This is a genomic window from Streptococcus parasanguinis (genome assembly GCF_015557775.1).
GTDB classification, from domain to species: domain Bacteria; phylum Bacillota; class Bacilli; order Lactobacillales; family Streptococcaceae; genus Streptococcus; species Streptococcus parasanguinis_AA.
The window spans coordinates 315,445-336,178 of record NZ_JADNOY010000002.1; the positions used below are offsets into that span (position 1 = coordinate 315,445).

General features: G+C 36.3%; 23 protein-coding genes. 18 read left to right on the forward strand and 5 right to left on the reverse strand.

What is annotated here, in order from left to right:
- The first annotated feature begins 2 nt into the window (after window positions 1–2).
- The gene (locus I2F76_RS04465) at window positions 3–1,553 is read left to right on the forward strand and encodes a DNA cytosine methyltransferase (protein ID WP_195487317.1); all 1,551 of its coding nucleotides are present in this window, start codon (window positions 3–5) and stop codon (window positions 1,551–1,553) included.
- A gap of 69 nt (window positions 1,554–1,622) precedes the next feature.
- On the opposite strand, the gene I2F76_RS04470 is transcribed toward I2F76_RS04465, so the two are convergent.
- The 5 genes from I2F76_RS04470 to I2F76_RS04490 all read right to left on the reverse strand — a co-directional run bounded on the left by I2F76_RS04470 (window position 1,623) and on the right by I2F76_RS04490 (window position 5,792).
- The gene (locus tag I2F76_RS04470) at window positions 1,623–2,429 is read right to left on the reverse strand and encodes a hypothetical protein (protein ID WP_195487318.1); all 807 of its coding nucleotides are present in this window, start codon (window positions 2,427–2,429) and stop codon (window positions 1,623–1,625) included.
- Between the two features lie 139 nt (window positions 2,430–2,568).
- Window positions 2,569–3,255, reverse strand: coding sequence for a helix-turn-helix domain-containing protein (locus I2F76_RS04475; RefSeq protein ID WP_195487351.1), 687 nt, complete (start codon window positions 3,253–3,255; stop codon window positions 2,569–2,571).
- Between the two features lie 8 nt (window positions 3,256–3,263).
- Window positions 3,264–4,124, reverse strand: a complete 861-nt coding sequence (locus I2F76_RS04480) for an ImmA/IrrE family metallo-endopeptidase (RefSeq protein WP_195487319.1) — start codon at window positions 4,122–4,124, stop codon at window positions 3,264–3,266.
- Between the two features lie 322 nt (window positions 4,125–4,446).
- Entirely contained in the window at window positions 4,447–5,382 is a 936-nt protein-coding gene (locus I2F76_RS04485) for a hypothetical protein (protein ID WP_195487320.1), read from the reverse strand.
- 62 nt (window positions 5,383–5,444) lie between these two features.
- The gene (locus I2F76_RS04490) at window positions 5,445–5,792 is read right to left on the reverse strand and encodes a helix-turn-helix domain-containing protein (protein ID WP_195487321.1); all 348 of its coding nucleotides are present in this window, start codon (window positions 5,790–5,792) and stop codon (window positions 5,445–5,447) included.
- Window positions 5,793–6,455: 663 nt separating this feature from the next.
- Between I2F76_RS04490 and I2F76_RS04495 the strand changes: the two genes are divergently transcribed.
- From I2F76_RS04495 to I2F76_RS04575, 17 genes are all read left to right on the forward strand, one after another.
- Complete coding sequence (locus I2F76_RS04495) at window positions 6,456–6,638, forward strand: hypothetical protein (RefSeq protein WP_049488287.1); 183 nt, start codon at window positions 6,456–6,458, stop codon at window positions 6,636–6,638.
- Between the two features lie 34 nt (window positions 6,639–6,672).
- A complete protein-coding gene (locus tag I2F76_RS04500) occupies window positions 6,673–6,969 on the forward strand; it encodes a hypothetical protein (RefSeq protein WP_006149313.1) in 297 nt (98 codons plus the stop codon).
- A 21-nt stretch (window positions 6,970–6,990) separates the two neighbouring features.
- Window positions 6,991–7,452, forward strand: coding sequence for a conjugal transfer protein (locus I2F76_RS04505; protein WP_150905052.1), 462 nt, complete (start codon window positions 6,991–6,993; stop codon window positions 7,450–7,452).
- A gap of 13 nt (window positions 7,453–7,465) precedes the next feature.
- A complete protein-coding gene (locus tag I2F76_RS04510) occupies window positions 7,466–9,154 on the forward strand; it encodes an FtsK/SpoIIIE domain-containing protein (RefSeq protein ID WP_195487322.1) in 1,689 nt (562 codons plus the stop codon).
- A 206-nt stretch (window positions 9,155–9,360) separates the two neighbouring features.
- Window positions 9,361–10,593, forward strand: coding sequence for a replication initiation factor domain-containing protein (locus I2F76_RS04515; protein WP_195487323.1), 1,233 nt, complete (start codon window positions 9,361–9,363; stop codon window positions 10,591–10,593).
- 14 nt (window positions 10,594–10,607) lie between these two features.
- Window positions 10,608–10,841, forward strand: a complete 234-nt coding sequence (locus tag I2F76_RS04520; RefSeq protein WP_049488277.1) for a hypothetical protein — start codon at window positions 10,608–10,610, stop codon at window positions 10,839–10,841.
- 1 nt (window position 10,842) lies between these two features.
- Window positions 10,843–11,400, forward strand: a complete 558-nt coding sequence (locus I2F76_RS04525) for a conjugal transfer protein (protein WP_195487324.1) — start codon at window positions 10,843–10,845, stop codon at window positions 11,398–11,400.
- Window positions 11,401–11,411: 11 nt separating this feature from the next.
- A complete protein-coding gene (locus I2F76_RS04530; protein WP_195487325.1) occupies window positions 11,412–12,407 on the forward strand; it encodes a conjugal transfer protein in 996 nt (331 codons plus the stop codon).
- A gap of 9 nt (window positions 12,408–12,416) precedes the next feature.
- Window positions 12,417–12,641, forward strand: a complete 225-nt coding sequence (locus I2F76_RS04535) for a TcpD family membrane protein (protein WP_001095596.1) — start codon at window positions 12,417–12,419, stop codon at window positions 12,639–12,641.
- Between the two features lie 2 nt (window positions 12,642–12,643).
- On the forward strand, window positions 12,644–13,054 hold the full coding sequence (locus tag I2F76_RS04540; RefSeq protein WP_049503699.1) for a conjugal transfer protein: 411 nt from the start codon (window positions 12,644–12,646) through the stop codon (window positions 13,052–13,054).
- Between the two features lie 13 nt (window positions 13,055–13,067).
- Window positions 13,068–15,572 (forward strand): ATP-binding protein, encoded by a 2,505-nt coding sequence (locus I2F76_RS04545; protein ID WP_195487326.1) that lies wholly within the window; start codon window positions 13,068–13,070, stop codon window positions 15,570–15,572.
- A gap of 11 nt (window positions 15,573–15,583) precedes the next feature.
- A complete protein-coding gene (locus tag I2F76_RS04550) occupies window positions 15,584–17,470 on the forward strand; it encodes a conjugal transfer protein (protein WP_195487327.1) in 1,887 nt (628 codons plus the stop codon).
- Between the two features lies 1 nt (window position 17,471).
- Entirely contained in the window at window positions 17,472–17,696 is a 225-nt protein-coding gene (locus I2F76_RS04555; RefSeq protein WP_195487328.1) for a hypothetical protein, read from the forward strand.
- A 16-nt stretch (window positions 17,697–17,712) separates the two neighbouring features.
- Window positions 17,713–18,825: a CHAP domain-containing protein gene (locus I2F76_RS04560; RefSeq protein ID WP_195487329.1), complete on the forward strand. Its 1,113-nt coding sequence runs from the start codon at window positions 17,713–17,715 to the stop codon at window positions 18,823–18,825.
- A gap of 16 nt (window positions 18,826–18,841) precedes the next feature.
- Window positions 18,842–19,090 (forward strand): DUF3173 family protein, encoded by a 249-nt coding sequence (locus I2F76_RS04565; protein ID WP_003005186.1) that lies wholly within the window; start codon window positions 18,842–18,844, stop codon window positions 19,088–19,090.
- Between the two features lies 1 nt (window position 19,091).
- On the forward strand, window positions 19,092–20,243 hold the full coding sequence (locus I2F76_RS04570; protein ID WP_195487330.1) for a site-specific integrase: 1,152 nt from the start codon (window positions 19,092–19,094) through the stop codon (window positions 20,241–20,243).
- A 78-nt stretch (window positions 20,244–20,321) separates the two neighbouring features.
- On the forward strand, window positions 20,322–20,621 hold the full coding sequence (locus I2F76_RS04575) for a YbaB/EbfC family nucleoid-associated protein (protein WP_003005613.1): 300 nt from the start codon (window positions 20,322–20,324) through the stop codon (window positions 20,619–20,621).
- Window positions 20,622–20,734: the final 113 nt, after the last annotated feature.

Genomic DNA, 20,734 nt, shown 5'->3' on the forward strand with positions numbered 1-20,734 from the left:
TAATGCCATACGCAATTGATTTGTTCTGTGGTGCTGGAGGATTTAGTGAAGGCATCATACAAGCAGGATTCGACATATTATTTTCTAGTGATAGAAGTCCAATGGTTCAAGAAACATATGTTAATAGGCACCGACAACTTGGTTTACAAGAGGGAATTGATACACACTTTGAACTAGCGGATATCAAAGAACTAACCTCTGAACGTATCTTCGAAATAATTAATGGCTTACGTTATGGAAATATTTTTAAATCTGGTAATGTGGATGTTATTTTTGGTGGCCCACCTTGTCAAGGTTTTAGTCGACTTGGGAAAAGAGATGCGAATGATCCCCGAAATATGCTGTTTCATGAGTACCTTCGTATTATTCGAGATATTCGCCCCAAATATGTCGTAATGGAAAATGTAACGGGTATCCTTGACATGCTCATGTTAGATTTTCCTAGCGTGGTTAGAGACGAATCATATTTAGGACAAAAACTAGTTAAAGAAATCTTAGAGGAAGAGCTAGAAGAACTCGACTATACTCTTCTTGATGTCCAAATATTAAATTCAGCAGATTTTGGTGTCCCTCAACAACGTAATCGAGTGGTATTCCTAGCCTATCGAAATGATGTTCATCCTCTTGATTATCCTGAGCCAAACGAACTACCAGAAGTAACTGTAAGACAAGCATTAGACGGTTTATATGATACCAAGAACAACGATAATTTATCTGACTTTGCTCGAAATCGAATACAAGGTGAAACACCTACAACAGCAGGAAAAAATATTCCGCGAGAACGAATTACAAACATGGAAGAATCCAGACACGATATACTGGTTTCCCAAAGATTTTCTCTATATCAACCTGGAGAGAACACCCGCGCAGTGATTAACCGACTAAAAACAGAAGGTATAAATCTTCGTGATACTTGCCCAGAATTATTTAATGAAAGCCTTTTTCAAGTTAACCTAGCTATTAATACTGAAGTTATACATGATACACTCATAGAACTTAACTTATTCGATAATAAGTTCAAAGCCAGTCGTTGGTTGCATTTCACTAATCGTCAATTGGCCATATTATCTAGTCTAATAAATAATGAGCACGAATTTACCAATGTTCTAAGATCACTCGCTAGTAGGTTAAATACTACCCTAGATCAGGCAAACATTTTCTGGAAAACAGTGCAGCCATTGCTGAATAGAGAATACGATGCAGATACTTTCCATCACTTACTTATGGATGGAAAAATTACTGATAAGATTGGTGAGGCGATTCTAACAAGAAAATCAATACGAACCAGACTTAATCCCGATTCTGTGTCACCTACTATAGTTACTTTACCCGATGACTTTATTCACCCCTATTTTGATAGAGTACTTACTGTAAGAGAAATGGCTAGAATACAATCATTTGATGATAGTTTTGAATTTTTAGGCAAGAGGACAACAGGAGGCGATAAACGGTCTCAAGAAACTCCTCAATTTACTCAAGTAGGGAACGCCGTTCCTCCTCTACTAGCTAGAGCAGTAGCCTTAAAGGTTAGAGAAGCTATAGATGCAAGTTAACTATATACTAAAACATACCTAGAATTATCGGTAATCTAGGTATGTTTTTGTTTTTTTGTTTTTTATAAATTAATAGAATAATTCAAATAAAGCCATCTCATCAAAAGGTATGAATTCAACAGTTTGAAATTGTCCGTTGTTTTGCTCTAAAAATATAGTCTTTGACAAACCAATTGGGATATAATCATTACTATTGACATTAAAACATAGAATATTATTTTTGATAAAATTATTCATATCCTTACTAATAAAAGAAGAAAAATCTTGTTTTATTAATACATAAAGTTTATCAAGTTTAATCGACCATTTTTCAAAATAATCCATAATGGAAATTTCGTTGTCTTGAATATGCTGAAGAAAAATTCTATTCTGTTTATTGCTATTTTTATTTCTTCTCAATTCATTGACGGAAATTAATGGTTCTATTTTACTTGTTCTTTCGTCAGGAAAGTTATATTCTATTTTTACATTACTGAATGGCAATGAAAAATGCTGTCCGAAATCTCTCAGTAATTTTAGCATTTTAAACTCATCTGAATCCTCAAATTTTAAGATTTTTCTTTTGAGTTCAATGCGATTTAGTTGATTACAATATGATTTCACATTGTCAATCAAAATTCTTCCAAACATTATATTTTGCATAAAAATATATTTGCAAGTACGGAACACATTGTTTAAATTTCTAGTTCCATATTTGTCAACATTTTGTATATAATGTTTGACAATTTTTTCAGATTCTTTGTAATTTTGATAACAGTCAAAAAGATTAGAAAACTTATCTAAATCTTTTTTATTACTTTTGAAGTCTTCAAATTCTATTTCATTTATTTGTTTTAATAAATTATTATCACAATCTGAAACAAAATAACTATACACTGTATACCTCTTTCTTAATTAAGTGAATTTATATTTTTAAGAAAATAACTATTTTCTACTTTACATCCTACAATAACATAAGTAGACACAAGGTAATTTTATATTTAAACTCTAGTAAACAAACAGAACAATCCTTTAGTTATATTTTAAAGGGTACAAAATTCCCAACAATAATTCCCACAATTCTAGGATCTTCATCATACGAAAGAAAAATATCATGATATTTTTGATTGATAGACACCAAACGTAAGCCGTATTCTTCACGATAAACTCGTTTAATATAAGTTTGGCTATTACAGACTACAGCATAAACTGCCCCATCGTAATCAAATCCTGTCTCACGAATAAGAGCAACAGAACCGTTTTGATATTTGGGCTCCATTGAGTCACCAGAAATCCATGAGGCGAAATCATGGGCTAGTTCTTCATCAAAATAGACTATATCATAGTTCTGATCATCATAAACTGACGAACCGATACCGGCAGACATTTTTTCGTAAACATGGTACTCGTATAGTTTTTCTGATATTGAAACAACGTTCTTACATTTTTCTTTTTGAACTAGGCTTCTGATATAACTTAGTGCATTATTCTTACCTTCATCTGATAAAGTATTATATAGTCGGAGAATTTCGACTTCTGTAAAATAACCTTTTGGGACATTTAGAATCTGCTCCAAAAGATTTACTTTTTCTATTGATGGTTGTTTTATTCCACGTTCCCAGGCAGAATATGCCTGATAACTAATGCCTAATTGATCTGAAATATCTTTTTGAGTCATTTTTAGCTCTTTTCTACGAGCCTTTAGTTTTTCTGGCTGGTACATCATTTACCTCACATTAACAATAATTTCAATTCAGCTTTTTGTTTTGCTTCTTTATCTGTTAGCCTATTTTTATCCCAAACATAAGCTATTGATTTCCCTCTGTCATAAATGAGCCATACTCTTAGATTATCATAGCAAGTTTTTATTATTTTCCAATTCTCTTGATCTAGAAGTTCTGGATACTCTTGACTTGTAACTAAACCTCTTTTGCTTACAGATTGCTCTATCCTCGTAATAAGAGAAGTTTGATATCCGTTAAATTCTTTAATAATTTGCTCTCTTATACCGTGAAACAATAGGAGTAGTGAAGCATTTTGTCCATCAATATAAGCCTCAATTGCTTGCCTAATGGTGTTCTCTTTTTCAGGATAATATTCTCGAAGAAGATCTAAAAGGCGGAAGAACAATGCCTGCTTTGAGACATCCAAGCTATTTTGAATGTGTTGGAAGGTGTCGCAACTATAATAAATCTTCGACAACAAAACAATGTCAGGCATTAATACAACAGCAGAGAAAATATTCGCTTCTCGCTCTAATAGGCTTTCCTGATTATCAATAGATTCTGTAAAATAATTACCTTCATGTTTAAGTATGAAATGTCCTAGTTCATGACATAAAGTGAAATTTTGCTTCACAATGGGATTATTTTTCTCATAAGAAAAACTAATACCTAATTCATCAATAATAGTCAATCCTTCAATCTTATGATTTGAAAAATGATGTCCTATTACTTGAATTTTGTTTTTTTTAATATAATGCTGAAAAAAATATTCAAATTTATAGTTCAATAGAGGAAGTTTATTATCTTTCATATACTGATACAATACTTGCTTTGTGGTACTACTTATCCTTGAATACAATTCGTTCAATTAACAACAACCTCCTTCAGGCTCAATCCACCCAAAAAAACTAAACCTTTTTGGTTGAATTTATTATATAAAAAAGAAGGACAATTGTCCATCTTTCAATAACGAAAAAACAATCCACTGATATTATTATAAACTCTACATAATTCATCAAAAGTAATATTTTCCCATCTAACATTAATTGATAAAATTAGTGTTTTGATACATTATTATTTATCGAACATTGAATACAATTAATTCAATAAATATTACATTCTTGATTTAAAAACGATCTAATAAAAAATTTGCTTAAAGTTAGATTTTAAATACTGTAGAATAGTTCTTTCTAAAACCTACTCCCAAATTTTTTTGTAGGTAAATAAAATTCAGAATAAGGTTCCTCTAACACATACAGTGATATAAACTGACATGATAAAAAATGAAGATTACTAATATTATTTTCTGAAATTTCACAAATTTTCCCGTGTGCTATACTATTTCTAATATCGACTAATTCATGAATTAGTCTACTATTAATTTCCAAAAATTTTGCTTTAATCTTCGGATCCAGAAATTCATAATTTTCAGCTATTTTTATTTTTAGTTGATTCCATGCTAGTAATATCCTTGTATAATTTCGACCTTTAAGAAATCTATTTAAAGAGTTTATAAGATCTCCAGATAAATTATCTATAGATTCTATATCTAATTCTGTTGATAGTGAATCAGTTAATAAATGATTTAAAAATGATTGTGTTTTAACTTTACGTTGTTGGTGTTTAGTTTTGGAGAATAATCTTTCGCTTTCTATCACTAATTTAGCAATTACCTCAATTGGTTTGAAACACATCAAAAATTCTTCTTCAATATATTCTCTGTATTCATGTTGCAAACCAATACTATACATTCTCATTAAATTTAATATAAGTTGACGTTTTTTTCTATTTTTCTTTCTATTTAAACCATTTTCAATTATTTGCAATTTTGTTAGCCATTGAGACATCTTATCTTGTTGTTTTACCTCTGGTAAAACTTCATTGTATTTTGATATACCTCTTATTACAAGAGGTATATTAGAAAAAAATGACAAAATAGTTAAGCACTCTTCAATGTTTTGCTTTTGATCTGAAATGACTTGCAAATACTTAATTTCCTTAGTATATATGAACTTTAAAGTACATCTCCAAAATTTGAAGCATGCTCCGTTAGGTAAATCAAAGGCCGTTTCCCATGTATCCCAAATCTCATCGAACTCATTAAAATCTATTGTTGTCGTATACATTAATATAGCTCCTTTATAAAATAAATATGTTATTTCAGTTTAAATATTTAATTTCTTTACATTTACAGTTTTTTATTTTCTTCAAAAATCTTTTTTCGTTCTTCCATAAATTCAATCAATTCTTTTTTGAAGACTTCTTTTTCTTCATCAGTCAATCCCTTTGAGTTCATACGGAAAAGTAATTCAATATTATCCAATTCATCTGATGTTTCTTGTAAGTTACCAACTATATAATCGACTGAAACATTCAAAATTTGTGCAAGCCTGACTAAATTTTCTTGGGTTGGTTTTTTTATTCCACGTTCCCACGAAGCATATGCTTGTTGGGAAATCCCTAATTTACTTGCTACATCAACTTGAGTTAAACCAGTATCTTTCCTAAGTTTTTTTAAGCGTTCTGAAAACTCCATTTTAAAACCTCTAAAAAATTTTCAATTTTTTCAAATAATCCCTTGACAAAATACAACTAAAGGTTGTATAATATAATCAACAACTGATAGTTGTATACGACCTAAAAATAATAACCTATTTTAAAGGCCGGATTTAGATCATTGACAATTAAATAAAAAGTGCGTCTGACAACCAGAGGACTGATCATCAGAACTACACATAAACTTCGTACCTTTATTGTAAATGTTTTGATATTAAAAGTCAAGTCCGTTTTATGGTTGAAGTGAAGATATAAAACAAAACTCAATTCTTGTGGGCTTCCACGCATTTCGGACTTTCGCACTTTTCCGAATAGTAAAGTGAACTGGCTTCGCCAAAGGGCGTAAGAGAATCCCTTGGGTATGATCAAGACTACCTAAAGAGATTGGCTGGGAAAGCGATGGTAATTGACGCAAAGCACCTTGCTAAACGTTGCCACCGTGGAAAGAGGGATCTTTCCAACCAAATAACTTTTCTTTACTGCTGTCTATCTACTAAGATAGACCTACTCTCAAGCTACTAAGTTCTTTCCTTTTTTCACTTAGTAGCTTTTTTACTTATTACAATAAAGGAGAATGATATGACAAACTTTTTTCGCACAACAATGTGAGCGACTCTATGATAACTATGAATTTACCTATGGTATGTTTAGTGAATCTGATAAACTACAGGCTAAACTCTATGCTCAAGCTCAAATTGATTTAGACCATCTCGCAGATGCTGCTCGTAGAAATGGCTATGCTCATGGGGATATTCAATTCTATAGTCGTATGTTTAAACGTAAACTTTTTACACACTATTACTCAAGAGTGAAGCAACTAGCTTAACTCTTTTTATTTTACACTCAGAAAGGAAAATCTTATGATCTCAGAAACACTTAAAATGAAACCAGAATTTATTGGCCCTGCTTACTATGAACGTTTAGGAAATGCTCCTAAATTTATTTTTGGAAAAGAAGGCAAATACCAACGTCACATTCTAAATAGCGCAGAGCACGGTGCCTTTCATGTTATCACACCAGCTTCTACAACGGTCTTTCCAGAAGATGCTCTAGTAGAAACTGTCAACCCAATCTTCTTCCCTGATACTGCTTTAAACGGCAATACTGTTGCACCTTATCTCAATGTCTTTGCGGAAAAATTAGTAATTAAAAAATAAGAAATAAAAGGAGAAAATCACATGGCTAAAATTGGATTAAACTACGGAGAAAAACTACAAATTGCTGACAAGACTTATCGTGTCATTACAGATGGACTAGATGTCCCAGCTGTCCTTGGGAAACTGTCTTTCCGAGGCATTGAAGGTCCTGATATCATCTTTGAAGTGGATCGTTCACAACGAAATCCTGATGGATCATTTGTACAAGTTAATACAGGTGAGATTCGTGGAATTGTTGTAGGAATTCATTCTTCTGTCCAGCATGAAACCCTCTTTTTCACTATCGCAGATATGTCTGAGTCTGAAATTGAAGACCTAGGTATTAAATACCGAGAAGAGGTTGAATTGGAAGATATTGTTATCACTCATACCCACGTCAATCGTAATGATATCTATAAGCTCTTTGCTTCTAAAATCAAGAAAAAAACTGGAGGCGCACCGACTAAAGAAAACAAACCGGTAGAAAATAAGAAGGAAAACTAGGAGGTGACGCAGGATGAAACTCTTTACCTATCGGGGAAAAAGAGTTCGAGTTTTTCATCGTAAACTAAAGGGAATCACATGGTTTATCTGGTGGTTTCCTTTTTTGTTGGCTATTAGTTACTATGGCTACTTACATCTAGAAGAATTAAAAGCTCATCCCTTACCCCAAGGATATTTTCTAGGAGCTGGGCTTCTCTTTTCTTTAATCTTCTCTTGGTTTATCAATCGGGTTTGCTACAGAAAGTTGCTCTTTTTTCAAAAGCTCAATAGTCTTCGAATCCTTTCTCGCTTTTTGCTGGAGAATAACTTGTATCTTGTGAAGAAGGTCAGACGGGACAAAGGAATAGTAGAGAAAATCACTCTTCCCAAGGTCTACCTAAAACAAAGTCGTTACGAGATTCAAGTCAATTTTATATTAGAGGGGAACAAGTTTCAAGATCGGTTTTTAAATCTTGGCTCTACTCTTGAAGTCATGTTCAATGGGGACTTTCGTGATAAGAGTTTTGATAATTGTTTTGTTAAATACAAAATTGCTATCAATCGGATTGATAGTCGTATTTCAATTGATCAAGTTGAAGTGAAAGGCTCAAAGATCCGACTTATGAAAGATGTTTACTGGGACTATGTGAAAGATTCCCACTTACTAGTTGGTGGAGGTACTGGTGGAGGAAAAACTGTTACTCTCATGTCCATTATCTATGCCCTATTAAAAGTTGGCTATATAGATATTTGTGATCCTAAAAACTCAGACTTAGCTTCTTTAAAGAAACTTCCAGTCTTTCACGGTCGAGTGTATTCTAGTAAAGAGGATATCATTAATTGCTTTAGAGAGAATGTCGAGTTTATGAAGAAGCGCTACGAGGTCTTAACGTCTTTTCCAGACTATAGACCAGGTACTTATTACACCCATTACAATCTAAAACCTAAGTTTATTCTAGTGGATGAATGGGCTGCTCTCATGGCCAAGATTGACCGTGACTATAGCCAACAATCGGAGCTCATGGAATACCTAACTCAAATCGTTCTAGAGGGTCGTCAAGCTGGAGTATATGTGATCTTTGCCATGCAACGGCCCGATGGAGAATATATCAAAACTTCTCTTCGAGACAACTTTATGATGCGTCTTTCAGTCGGTCATTTGGAATCAACAGGCTATGACATGATGTTTGGAGATGCTAATAAAACCAAAGAATTTAAAAAGCTAGACGAGATTAACGGAGTGAAAGTAGTCGGTCGTGGTTATATTGCTTCAAGCGGGAATCTAGCTGGTGAGTTTTATTCGCCTTATATTCCACTCGATCAAGGATTTTCATTCTATGATGAATACGCTAAAATTCCTATTATGGAATTTGAGGGAGAAGAGTTCTCAGTATTTGAAGAATACAAACCACCAGTTGAAACAATTTATCCCATAGAGGAAGAGAAGGTTATAGAAAACGAACCGAACAAGCGACCACTCAAGGAATTTGCGGATGAGTATGATTTAAAGATGCAAACTCTTCGAAAAATCATTCCTTATCTGGAAGAACATGGAATTTCATTTGAACGGACTGACTCCGCTATTCTCATTGAACCTTTCCAAGAAAAGTTACTTCTTGAAACAATCACTCGATTTGAGGAAGATGGACGCAAGTCTTATCCAAAAGCTATTGAAGCGATTGTCCGTCATCATGGGCTAGGACAAGGGCAAGGGCAAGCCTGACCGCAGGTCAGGCGAAGACCGAAGCCCGCCGTTCCTGGCTCATGATGACAACGAACCCCCGTTTTCTAATAGGGGGGTTACATTTGGCAAAAACGCCAAGTCCACCCCTCTTCATTCCTTATGGGAGTTGGGTTTTCAATTTTTATGAAGTGTGTCATTTTCGTCAAAAAAGTGTGTCACTTTGTTAGAAAGAGGTGTTGCGATGAATGGACAAAATTAGTCCTTTTCATATTAAGAATTTCAGAAAACAAACAGGACTTAGTCAAAAAGCATTTGCACAAGCTGTTAATCTACCTACAAGAACCTACCGCTCTTATGAAACAGGTGAAAGAGGACTGACGATTGATAAGTTTAGAGAACTTAAAGAAAAACTTGGTTACTATCAAGATTGCGATAAAAACAGTCTTCGGGCTCAAATTGACTATCTACGATTGACCTTTCCTAGATTAAAGGATTTAGATGCTTTCTGTGAAAATTTTCTTCACTGTCACCTAAGCGAATTTACAGAACAAGAAACTCGCCTTATGAACTATACCCACTTATGGCAACGAGGAAACATCTGGATTTTTGATTTCTTTGATAAGTCTGTGACGAATGACTACCAAACTTGTCTTCAATTATCTGGGCAAGGATGCCGTGAGTTGGAATTGCTTCTAGAAGACAAGGGAATCACTTGGCAGATCTTTCTTCAAAACATTCTTTATTCCTATGAAGATGTTCGGGTGAAGCGACTCGATATTGCTCTAGATGAACTCTATAAGGGTTATGGTCACGAGGACGAACAAATTCAAATTCCTAAATTGATTGATAAACTCTATTCCAAAGAGATTATCCTAGACACGATCAAGAAATGGAATATCACGGGTGGTGGATCTTTCACAGATAATGAAGACATGGAAGCTAATCACGGCTTGTCCATTTACTTTGGAAGTCGTCAAAGTCAACTCTACTTCAACTTTTATGAAAAGCGCTATGAAATAGCTCGTATGGAAAACATCTCCTTGGACGAATCCTTGGAGATTTTTGGTATCTGGAATCGCTATGAACTCCGCTTTTCAGATCAGAAAGCTCAAGGCATTGTGGAGGAATACATCAATGGTGTAGATCTCGGAGAAATCGCTAGAGGCATCATCAATAAAGAAATCCAAGTCTATGATGGTGTTACTCGTTTTGGTGCCTATAAACCTGATGAAAAATGGCAACGTCTCTTTGGAGGCGTCGAACCCTTAAAGCTCTCAACTAACCCACAGCCTTACAGTATTGAGCGAACGATTCGCTGGCTGACCTATCAAGTTGCTAACTCCCTTGCACTAGTTTCTGAGGCAGACAAAATCCTCCAAACAGAATACATGAAAATGATTCAGAACAGCGGAGAAATAACAGACCGAGGAAAGGCCATGTTACGACTTCTCAAAGCTAATAAACACTATGAACACTAGAAAGGAAAAACGATATGGAATACAAAGTTCAAATCAATTCACTAGATAACTTTAAAGCCTGGTCTGGTGGACTAACCACCTTGAACACTGTCCGTGAACGTGGTGGAGTAGATACTCTAACCGTCATTTGTGAAGATATCTTCTCTGGGAATACACCAACAGAAGTACAAATCAATGACTGGCTATGGTTTGATTCAGATTTTATCTACCAAGCTCTAGGCTACGATGATCTGCTAGAGGCTTCTTGAGATGCTAAAGAAAATTTATCAAGCAGACTTTCTGCTTCTTCCAGAACAAGAATTCTGGCATATGTATATCCTCTTACGAAAGGGCAAAGACTTTTACTACGAATGTGCAGGCAGATGTACAGAAGATCTTCCAGATAGTAGAGGGCTCTATAACTATGAACATGCCTGTTTCACGCTAGATGGTCAAGTGTTGAGTGTAAATAAAAAAATGCGCCCCTCACTCATTACTTATATCCAAAAGACCATCAAAGACAACCAAGAAAAATTTAGAAAGGAAATTGAAATGGCTACTAAAACTATTTTTGAAAAGAAAGTCTCTCAAGTCACGAATGAACTGGGAGAATTACTTAAAAAGAAAGATCACAGAGAGGCTTGGACCAAGGCTGGAGAATTAAATAGTCTCCTTAAAAAAGAAGAAGCCAAAGACCTAAAACCTGACCTGATCGAACAACTCCAAACTGAGCTACGAGGCTACTATTACATTAATGGCGAGATCGAAAAAGCCAATAAGCGCCTCTATGCAAAAGGCTCAAAGCTCATTGAACTCGCTACTCTCTAAAAGGAGGATCTATGGATAAAGCCAAACGCTACTTGCTTCAAGCAAAAGAATATCTCTCACACTTTAAAAAGGTGGAGAAAAAAGGAGGTCCACCAAAGCTAAAAGTCACCAATAAAAAGACCGTCAATATTGCAGTCATAGGAGGGATTTCTTTCCTCCTTTTTGTTGGTTTCTTGGGTGCTATTCGAGCGATCACACTCTCAAATAAGGTAAGTACACTACAAGCTCAAGTAGAGGCCACTCAAAAGCAACAGACAAAGCCTATGGAGTCTAGTAGAAAATATGACTACAAACTCCAGTACTACTTGAATGACTACGTCTATGCCTATTTCACTCTTCCACAAGAAGGCGATAAACAAAAAGCTCAAGTGGACTACTTAAATAAATTTTACAATTTCATCCCTGATGTAAAATCTCAAGGGCAAGTTCGAAATCCAAGTGAGCTTCTCTATTCTCAGTTAGTGACTGTAGAAGGAAAGGTTGCGACCTATAAGATTAAATACAAGGAAAGTATCCATCGGGATAACAACACAGAAGAAAAAGAAATTGTGACAGGTTTCAATATTCCATTTGATGAAAAAGATGGAAAATATTACGTTTCTGGCCTTCCTTGGTTTTCTGCCATTGAATCCTCACAAGCTGGACACTTTAGCGAAGATGATAAGCTCCAATTAACTGCCAATGATCATTTTTCAGACAGTGAGCGAAAGAAGGTAGAAAAATTCCTCAAGGTCTTCTTTACCAACTACACCACAAATCAAGATAACCTTAATCTGATCGCTAAAAATGTGGATATCATCGCAAATAGTACTTTCAAAACGATCGACTACACCTATCTTAAACAGGAAGGTAATGATCTAATCGCTTATGTCCAAGCTACTTTTGAAGTTGGAGGAACCACTCACTCAGAAAACTTCACCTTTACTCTCTCAGAAAAAGAAAAGACCTACTATGTCACAAAACTAGAACACACCATACCACTAAACTATGCAAATGATAAAGAATAGGAGAACTCTATGAATACAAACAATTTACGAACCTTCCTCCAGGGCGATGGAATTTGGATCCTAACAGCTATTGCCGTGCTCTTAGCGATCAAGGCTTGGCGGAACAGCTCTTGGCTTCAACTTTTCTCTGTCGTTGGTTTCTATGCCGTTATTGTTTCGATTGCGAAAGGACAAGATATCCTAAAAGCAGTCGGCTGGTTCCTGCGACTCTTCGGTATTGAATCAGGACTTTAAGTATGAATGAAGAAAGACTTTATGACTACAGTAAGGGCCTAAATGCTCCTTATTGGATCCAAGAAATTAAGACAAAAAAGGGCACTCGACTATGGTACTTTGCGACACCTATGCAGTTGTCCTTTTTTATTGTTTTTATCATCGTTTTTGTGGCCATGTTACTATTTGGAGGATTTATCTTTGTGCCACTCGCAAAAATCACTCACTCAATTTCTCTCTTGCTCTATTGGTATCTCCCTTACAAATTGGCTAAGTTCTATACGGAATACGAGCCTCACGGTAAGAAGATGCACGTCTTTATTGGAGATTACCTGATTTACTTTTGGGACTTTAAGATCAATAAAAAAGCTATCTACCATGAAGATCGGATAGAGCCTGTAGAAGAAATTGTCTTTGAAAAAACAAATCTATAGAAAAGGAGGACCTATGAGTATTACTTTAACCTATCCTATTAGGGAAACACATGAAAACCTAGCTCTCAAAAAAGATCAAACCGTCGTTGCTTATTATCGTATTCCAAACACTCCTATCACGATTACGGATGATGAAAAAAAGGGCAAACACAAAATCACTGTTGCTCAAATGATGAAGAAGCTCCAGAAAAATAAGTTCTTTGAAATATCTCTGATCCCTAAAGACTATCTTTTAGAAGAGAAAATGCGGGACTTTTCAGATGCTCTAGCAGATGACAGCCGAGAACTAGGAGAAGAACTTCTTCTTTACACAGTGGATCGTCTAACGGATGAAATGGAGATTCCTTATCAGTTTGACTGGGTCGTTGGAGTGACCTTACGCAAACAAAATCATGGAGCTACTGTCAAAGACTTGGCCTATGAGAGCTTCAATGAGTTCTCAGAAAAAATTGCCAAGGGTCTTGGTTACGAATATGAGTTAAGCCCCACTTGGTATGAAGACTATAAAAGTGATGAATTCACTATTTTTCAAGCCTTCTCTGTCCTTCGGGCAAAACGTTTATCCAATGAAGAACTCTTTTATTACCAGCGGATGCAGTACCTCCGCTATATCCCTCACTACAAGAAGGAGGTGCTTGCTAACCGTGCTCAATTCAATATCACAGACACCTTGATCAAAGTCCTAAAAGGTGGCTTTCTTAAGCTAGAAAGCCCTTATGGATCTTCTTTTGTGACTATTCTTCCGGTTGGTAAATTTCCTGTTCAATTCAACGGTTTTCATCTAGGCGAATTTATCCAACGCTTAAACTTTCCCGTTGAGCTACGAATCAAGGCAGAATTCATTGATACTGGTAAGATCAAAGGTCGAATGGGACGATCGAATACACGTTACAGAAACATCATGGAAGAGGCAGAAAATACGGATACTGTCCAACAAGATGAGATCATCATGGGCTCTATCTCCCTAAAAGACTTGATGAAGAAAGTCGGAAACAAGGAAGATATCATCGAATATGGAGCCTATCTGATTATCTCTGCTTCAAGTGTGAATCAGCTCCGTCAAAGACGACAAGTAGTTTTGAACTACTTTGATGATATGGGAGTCGAAATTAGTGAAGCCTCTCAAGATGGACCCTATCTCTTTCAAGCTCTGCTTTATGGAGAAAATCTCCAAAAGAAAACTCGCACCTGGACACATATGGTCACAGCTCGTGGATTTTCAGAGCTCATGCCCTTCACCAATACCTCTTCTGGAAACCGTATCGGTTGGTATATCGGCCGAGTAGATAACTGGACAGGCCGTTGGGACAATATTGCAAAAGCCATTGATTCTTCAAAGAACATTGTACTCTATAATGCGACAGTAGGAAATAAAGAAGATATCGCTGGAAAGATTACCAAGAACCCACACATCATTATTACGGGGGCAACAGGTCAAGGAAAATCCTTCCTTGCACAGATCATCTTCTTAAGCGTGGCTTTACAGAATGTTAAAACCCTTTATATCGACCCTAAACGTGAACTTAGAAATCACTATCAAGAAGTGATCAACTCACCTGAATTTGCACGTCTCTATCCTGAACGCAAGAAACAGATTGAGAACTTTAACTTTGTGACACTAGATAGTTCGCTTCCATCAAACCACGGAGTCTTAGATCCGATTGTTGTTCTAGATAAAGAACAAGCTGTAGAGGTTGCCAAAAATATGCTCGAGTTTCTACTACAAGCTGTGGATGATGTCACAATGGACCAGAAAACAGCTATCACAGAAGCTATTAATGCGATTGTAGAAAAACGAGTCGCTGGTGAGAAAGTCGGCTTTAAACACGTCCTAAAAGTACTTAGAGACTCCACTTCCTCTGAAATTGCTTCGGTTGGTCGTTATCTGACCTCAATTGTCACAAACTCCATCTTGGAACTAGCCTTTTCAGATGGAACCACTCAAGGACTTAACTACGAGTCACGAGTGACCATCCTGGAGGTCAATAACCTCAAACTACCAAAGGACGATTCCACAAAAATTTCAGATCATGAACGCAATTCTATTGCCCTCATGTTTGCGCTTGGTGCCTTCTGTACCCACTTTGGAGAACGAAATGAAAATGAAGATACCATTGAGTTCTTTGATGAGGCGTGGATTCTTATGAAGTCCGCAGAAGGAAAAGCCGTTATCAAAAATATGCGTCGGATTGGACGCTCCAAAAACAATACCTTAGCACTGATAACTCAATCTGTACATGATGCAGAAAATGATGATGATACAACGGGGTTCGGGACTATCTTTGCTTTTTATGAAAAATCTGAACGTGAAGATATCTTAAAACACGTCAATCTCGAAGTCACTGAAAGCAATCTCGAATGGATTGACAATATGATCTCTGGTCAATGCCTATACTATGACGTGTATGGCAATCTCAATATGATTTCCGTACACAACATCTTTGAAGATATTGATATGCTTCTAAAACCAATGAAAGCTACAGTATCATCAAGCCTTGAAAATAAATACGCTAGTTAGGAGGTGAACCCATGCAAGAAGCTTTTGACAAACTAAGAGGAGTCGATATCTTCTCTCTCAAGTCCTATATGGAGCCTACTGGGTTCGCTTCCTTTAACGGAGCTTGGGTTCTGATTAATGAGCTTTTCGTCAACTTCTTCTTTTTCATTCTAAACGCAGTGGTGGGCTTCTTTTCTTTGCTGATTCGAATTCTTGAAAAAATTGATCTCTACTCTAGCTATAAGAACTATGTCTTTAATGGAGCGATGAATATCTGGAAAGGATTCATCGGTTCAAGTTCTGGTGGAGTCGCAAAACAATCACTCGTTTCAATGTTGCTTCTAATCCTAGCTTTCTATCTCTTTTACCAGTTTTTCTTTTCGAAAGGAGCTTTTTCAAGGACTCTCCTTCATGTCTTTCTAGTTCTCATCCTTGGATTTGGTTACTTTGGAACAATTGCTGGAACATCAGGGGGTCTGTATCTACTTGATACTATCAACCATGTCTCTCAAGATGTCACCAAAAATATCACGAATATCAAGGTGGAGTATGGCAATAATAAATCCATTAAAATTGGCGATTCCATGGCAGATAGCTATATTGCAGAAACCTCTTATAAAGCTTATGTCTTTGTCAATACAGGTCAAGAAAATGGGAAATATAAGAACAGCCAAGATGGGAAACAAGAAACTTTTGACGATAGTAAGGTACTAGGAACAGGCGATAAGAATGGAAACTTTAAAGCAGTTAAGTCTAAAGATCGCAATAAATATCTAGATGAACTAGGAAATGGAGCCAATGATGATGGTGAAAAGAACCGTTGGGTTTCAGCTATGCCAGATTTCATCTTTACTCGTATGTTTTATGTGATCTTCAAAATCTGTGAAGCCTTTGTATTAGCGATACCCGTTATCTTGATTCAGATGTTAAACGTCATTGCTCAGACACTCGTCCTGATGATGATCCTGCTCTTTCCAATTGTACTATTAATGTCCTTCGTACCAAGAATGCAAGATTTGATTTTTGGAGTTCTAAAAGTCATGTTTGGAGGGCTGCTTTTTCCAGCTATCACGAGTCTATTAACTCTTTTAGTTTTCTACATTGAAAAAATGATAGAAAACATTGTCATTACAGGTTTTGATGGCATCCTTAAAACACTTCCATCTTTGATTATCTTCGGCCTTGTCTTTAAACTACTCATTTCAGTTGTCTCAAAAGGACTTGTATACTTCCTTCTATGGAAATACAAAGCTGAATTGATCCAATTTATTCTTGGATCTAAAGCACGAATGGTTGCGAATGATATTGGAAACAAAGTTGAAAAGGGGGTCACAAAGACCAGAGAGGTGGCTTCACAAGTACCATCGAGAAGTCTTTCATCTGCTCAACACCTTGGGAACTTTGCCTTAGCAGGTGCTGGTTTTGGAGCTGGAATGATGATGAATGCCAAGAGTCACTTCCAAAATGTTGGTTCTTTCTTTATCAATAAGGAATCAGAGCACCAACCCGATGAAGTGCTCCCAACAGAAACACTTGAGACTCCAATAAGTCCAGATGCTCCAGAACCAAACATTCCGAAAACAAAGCCAACGCTAGAAGGGATTAAACCAGTTGAAGAAAAAACACTACAAACTCCTTCAATGGAATCCCCAATCACGGTGGAGCCAACACCAAGTTCAAACGAGGAATTTCAAACTCTTAAAGAAGAATGGATTTCTCCATTTAAACAGCTCCGCATTAATAGTATTGAGCACAAATTAGAGGAATATAAAGATCCTCAATCCATGTATAAAGCCCAAGGATCGAATGCCTTCACTCGTGCTTATAGGAAAACCATGACACGAGATGATAAATTGAGAGCCAATATTGAACGAAGAGACCGATTAACAGAACGCTTAAAACAACTTAGAGGAGAATGATATGAATACCAAGATACGTTCAAGAACTGCTTTTCCAAGAGTTCTTGAAGAAACTCTTTATCAAGCCTACCAAGAAGGAAAACGCTCAGTCGATTTCCTTCTTTTGTTTCCAGTCTCAGAACAAGAAAGAGACCAAATCATCCAACAGGCTAAGTCCTATTCAGTCGTTTTAGATGCAAAATGGCGTTTTGGGACTGTTCTGTTCACTGCTTATATAAGACATTAACTAGAAAGGAGATTCGATGAAAAAACTAAAATGGTTTCTATTAGCCGGTCTCATTCCTCTCTTTCTACCGGTCCTCATAATCATTATCCTTATGGGGGCTGTCGGAGGTGGTGGAACGAATGGCTCACCCCAATCCCAAAATGGAGTGACTTATGCGGATCACTGGTCAGATGGAGATCCCTATACTCACAACCTACTGGTTCATCGCTTCGGTATTACAGCAGAACAATTAGACGGCTTTTTAGATACGTTAGGAATCTCCTATGATAAGAACCGAATTAATGGAAAAAAGCTCCTCGAATGGGAAGCTAAATCTAATCTTGATGTCCGTGGAATCGTTGCAATCGCACTGAATGAAAGTTCTCTTGGAACTGCTGGTGTGGCCACCAATCCTGGAGCGAATATGTTTGGTTTTGGAGCCTATGACTCCAATCCAGAATATGCCAGTAATTTTAATGATGAGATTGCTGTTGTCGGACTAACCCAACAAACTATCATTGGAAATAAAAACCAAACCTTCAAAATTCAAGATGATAAGGCTAAAAAGTTTGCGAATGGAACACTCAATCCAGCAACTGATGGTGGGGTCTATTTCACAGATACCACCGGATCAGGAAAAAGACGTGCAGAAACCATGCAAAAACTGGATACTTTCATTGATGAACATGGAGGAACACCAAAAGCTCCTGAACAAACTACAGGAAAAACTAGAGATGGTGGAGGAGTAACTTCAAATGATATACCTGTAGGTTATAGTTTGACAACAGCTATTGATACCACAGGATATATCACTAGTACCTATCCTTGGGGACAATGTACCTGGTATGTCTTCAACCGTGGGAAACAAGTCGGAGTTAACTTTGATCCATTTATGGGAAATGGTGGACAATGGATGAATAAGCCAGGTTTCACAACAACCCATACACCAACAGAACACTCTGCTCTATCATTTAGCCCTGGCCAAGCTGGAGCTGATCCAATATACGGACATGTTTCATTTGTGGAACAGGTCAAATCAGATGGTTCAATTCTCGTCTCAGAGTGTAATGTTAAAGGATTAGGGATCATTAGTTACCGTACTTTTGACGCAGAAACTGCAAAACAATTTACCTATGTAATAGGACATTAGAAAGGAATAGATATAGATGATTCAAGTTGTAGATAAAAATGATTTAATGGAATTGATTGGATATTCTGAAACACAAGCTAGTAAATTAATACGAAAGGCTAAAAGCCAGCTTGTACAAGAAGGATTTGAATGGTATAAGAATAAACGTATTGGACGTGTACCGATTATTACAGTTGAATCCATTCTTGGTTTTCAAATACAATTAAAAAATGATATAATTGAGGGGAACCTTCAAAGCGCTGTCATGACTGAAGGAGAAAAATAGCATGGCGGTAATAAAACAGGACGATGGACTGTGGCTAGTTGATATTAGTGATGGTAAAAGTTCCTTAACTGGCAAACGTATACGACACCGCAAATCTAATTTTTTAACGAAAAAAGAAGCAGAGGAATATGAGGCTTATTACCGTATCCATAAGTTAAATCAGATACAAAATACAAAAAAACTCGCCATTTCCTCTCTTTATGTAATGTTAAAAGAAGAAGATGAGCTTCGTGGAAATAAAAGAGGTACAATAGATACTCAGAACTCATACTATACCCAATATGTATCGCGATTCTTTGAAAATGCTGATATGTCTTCAGTTACCATTCAAGATGTAAAAAAATATCGAGATTGGTTAATTGAACAGCCTAGTGTAAAAGGTGGGACGCTTACACCAACGCATATTAACCAACAAATGATTTTTGTTCATAAGTTGTTTGATATTGCTATTTCGAAAGGATTCAGACAGGATAATCCATGTGATGCTATTCGGAAACTTCCAGAAAAGCATAAAGAAATGTCCTACTATACTCCTGAACAATTCAAGGAGTTTGAGTCCTATTTCGAAGAAAGTGAATATCCTTTTAAACTTTTATATCGTGTACTTATGTTTACGGGAATTCGTATTGGGGAGGCACTTGCCTTAACTTGGAGAGATATTTTTCTTGATGAGGGATATATTAAGATCCGTAAGTCGGCCTATTATCGTAATGGGAAAACACATATTGGATCTGTAAAGACAACTCAATCAAATAGAGAAATCTACATCCATAAAGCTTTTGTGGGTGAGTTGAGAACTTGGAAATCAATTCAAAGTCAGAAGCTGGCTAAGCTAACTGATTCAACAGATGATTTACAGATTTTCCAATTTTCAGGGGAGCCTATGACTGCTCCGAATGTTTCTAACTTTAGAGCATCATTCAAGAAACGATTGCCAGAAGACTTCAAATTGATTCGAAACCATGATTTTAGGCATTCGCATGTTGCCTTTTTAATTAATCAGGGATTGAGGAGAGGAGAAGGAAAGGATTATATCTTTTTCACTCTAATGAAACGACTAGGACATAGTTCTATCAATACAACAATAAATATCTACTCACATTTGTTCCCATCACAACAAAAAGAAGTCGCTAACGCATTTGACGATTTTTAAAAAAATGGGCAGAAGTGGGCAGTAAAAATAGAACAATAGGGTATAAACCCTTGATACGAAAGGAATCTAGAAAACATTATGATGAATATGCAGAATATGATGAAGCAAGCTCAAAAATTGCAAAAGCAAATGGAGCAAAGCCAAGCGGAATTAGCCGCAACTCAATTTGTAGGGAAATCTGCTCAGGATTTGGTTGTTGCAACTCTTACAGGTGATAAGAAGGTTGTTTCCATTGATTTCAATGCTGCAGTGGTCGACCCAGAAGATACAGAAACGCTTTCTGATATGACGGTGCAAGCCATCAATGCTGCCATTGAAGAAATTGATGCGGCAACCAAGAAAAAACTCGGTGCTTTCGCAGGGAAATTACCATTTTAAGCTAAGGAAGTTTTCATTAATTCAAAAGAGGCTCAGTTTTGAGCCTCTTTCAGATTGAAGACAAAGTCATATTAAAAACTTTCCTTAGGTGAGTACGGACGTTAGGTGAAATT

Coding starts and splice junctions, on each gene's coding strand:
- I2F76_RS04465 (WP_195487317.1), top strand. CDS start 3: ATGCCATACGCAATTGATTTGTTCTGTGGTGCTGGAGGATTTAGTGAA.
- I2F76_RS04475 (WP_195487351.1), bottom strand. CDS start 3,255: ATGTACCAGCCAGAAAAACTAAAGGCTCGTAGAAAAGAGCTAAAAATG.
- I2F76_RS04485 (WP_195487320.1), bottom strand. CDS start 5,382: ATGTATACGACAACAATAGATTTTAATGAGTTCGATGAGATTTGGGAT.
- I2F76_RS04490 (WP_195487321.1), bottom strand. CDS start 5,792: ATGGAGTTTTCAGAACGCTTAAAAAAACTTAGGAAAGATACTGGTTTA.
- I2F76_RS04495 (WP_049488287.1), top strand. CDS start 6,456: ATGTTTAGTGAATCTGATAAACTACAGGCTAAACTCTATGCTCAAGCT.
- I2F76_RS04500 (WP_006149313.1), top strand. CDS start 6,673: ATGATCTCAGAAACACTTAAAATGAAACCAGAATTTATTGGCCCTGCT.
- I2F76_RS04505 (WP_150905052.1), top strand. CDS start 6,991: ATGGCTAAAATTGGATTAAACTACGGAGAAAAACTACAAATTGCTGAC.
- I2F76_RS04510 (WP_195487322.1), top strand. CDS start 7,466: ATGAAACTCTTTACCTATCGGGGAAAAAGAGTTCGAGTTTTTCATCGT.
- I2F76_RS04515 (WP_195487323.1), top strand. CDS start 9,361: ATGGACAAAATTAGTCCTTTTCATATTAAGAATTTCAGAAAACAAACA.
- I2F76_RS04520 (WP_049488277.1), top strand. CDS start 10,608: ATGGAATACAAAGTTCAAATCAATTCACTAGATAACTTTAAAGCCTGG.
- I2F76_RS04525 (WP_195487324.1), top strand. CDS start 10,843: ATGCTAAAGAAAATTTATCAAGCAGACTTTCTGCTTCTTCCAGAACAA.
- I2F76_RS04530 (WP_195487325.1), top strand. CDS start 11,412: ATGGATAAAGCCAAACGCTACTTGCTTCAAGCAAAAGAATATCTCTCA.
- I2F76_RS04535 (WP_001095596.1), top strand. CDS start 12,417: ATGAATACAAACAATTTACGAACCTTCCTCCAGGGCGATGGAATTTGG.
- I2F76_RS04540 (WP_049503699.1), top strand. CDS start 12,644: ATGAATGAAGAAAGACTTTATGACTACAGTAAGGGCCTAAATGCTCCT.
- I2F76_RS04545 (WP_195487326.1), top strand. CDS start 13,068: ATGAGTATTACTTTAACCTATCCTATTAGGGAAACACATGAAAACCTA.
- I2F76_RS04550 (WP_195487327.1), top strand. CDS start 15,584: ATGCAAGAAGCTTTTGACAAACTAAGAGGAGTCGATATCTTCTCTCTC.
- I2F76_RS04555 (WP_195487328.1), top strand. CDS start 17,472: ATGAATACCAAGATACGTTCAAGAACTGCTTTTCCAAGAGTTCTTGAA.
- I2F76_RS04560 (WP_195487329.1), top strand. CDS start 17,713: ATGAAAAAACTAAAATGGTTTCTATTAGCCGGTCTCATTCCTCTCTTT.
- I2F76_RS04565 (WP_003005186.1), top strand. CDS start 18,842: ATGATTCAAGTTGTAGATAAAAATGATTTAATGGAATTGATTGGATAT.
- I2F76_RS04570 (WP_195487330.1), top strand. CDS start 19,092: ATGGCGGTAATAAAACAGGACGATGGACTGTGGCTAGTTGATATTAGT.
- I2F76_RS04575 (WP_003005613.1), top strand. CDS start 20,322: ATGATGAATATGCAGAATATGATGAAGCAAGCTCAAAAATTGCAAAAG.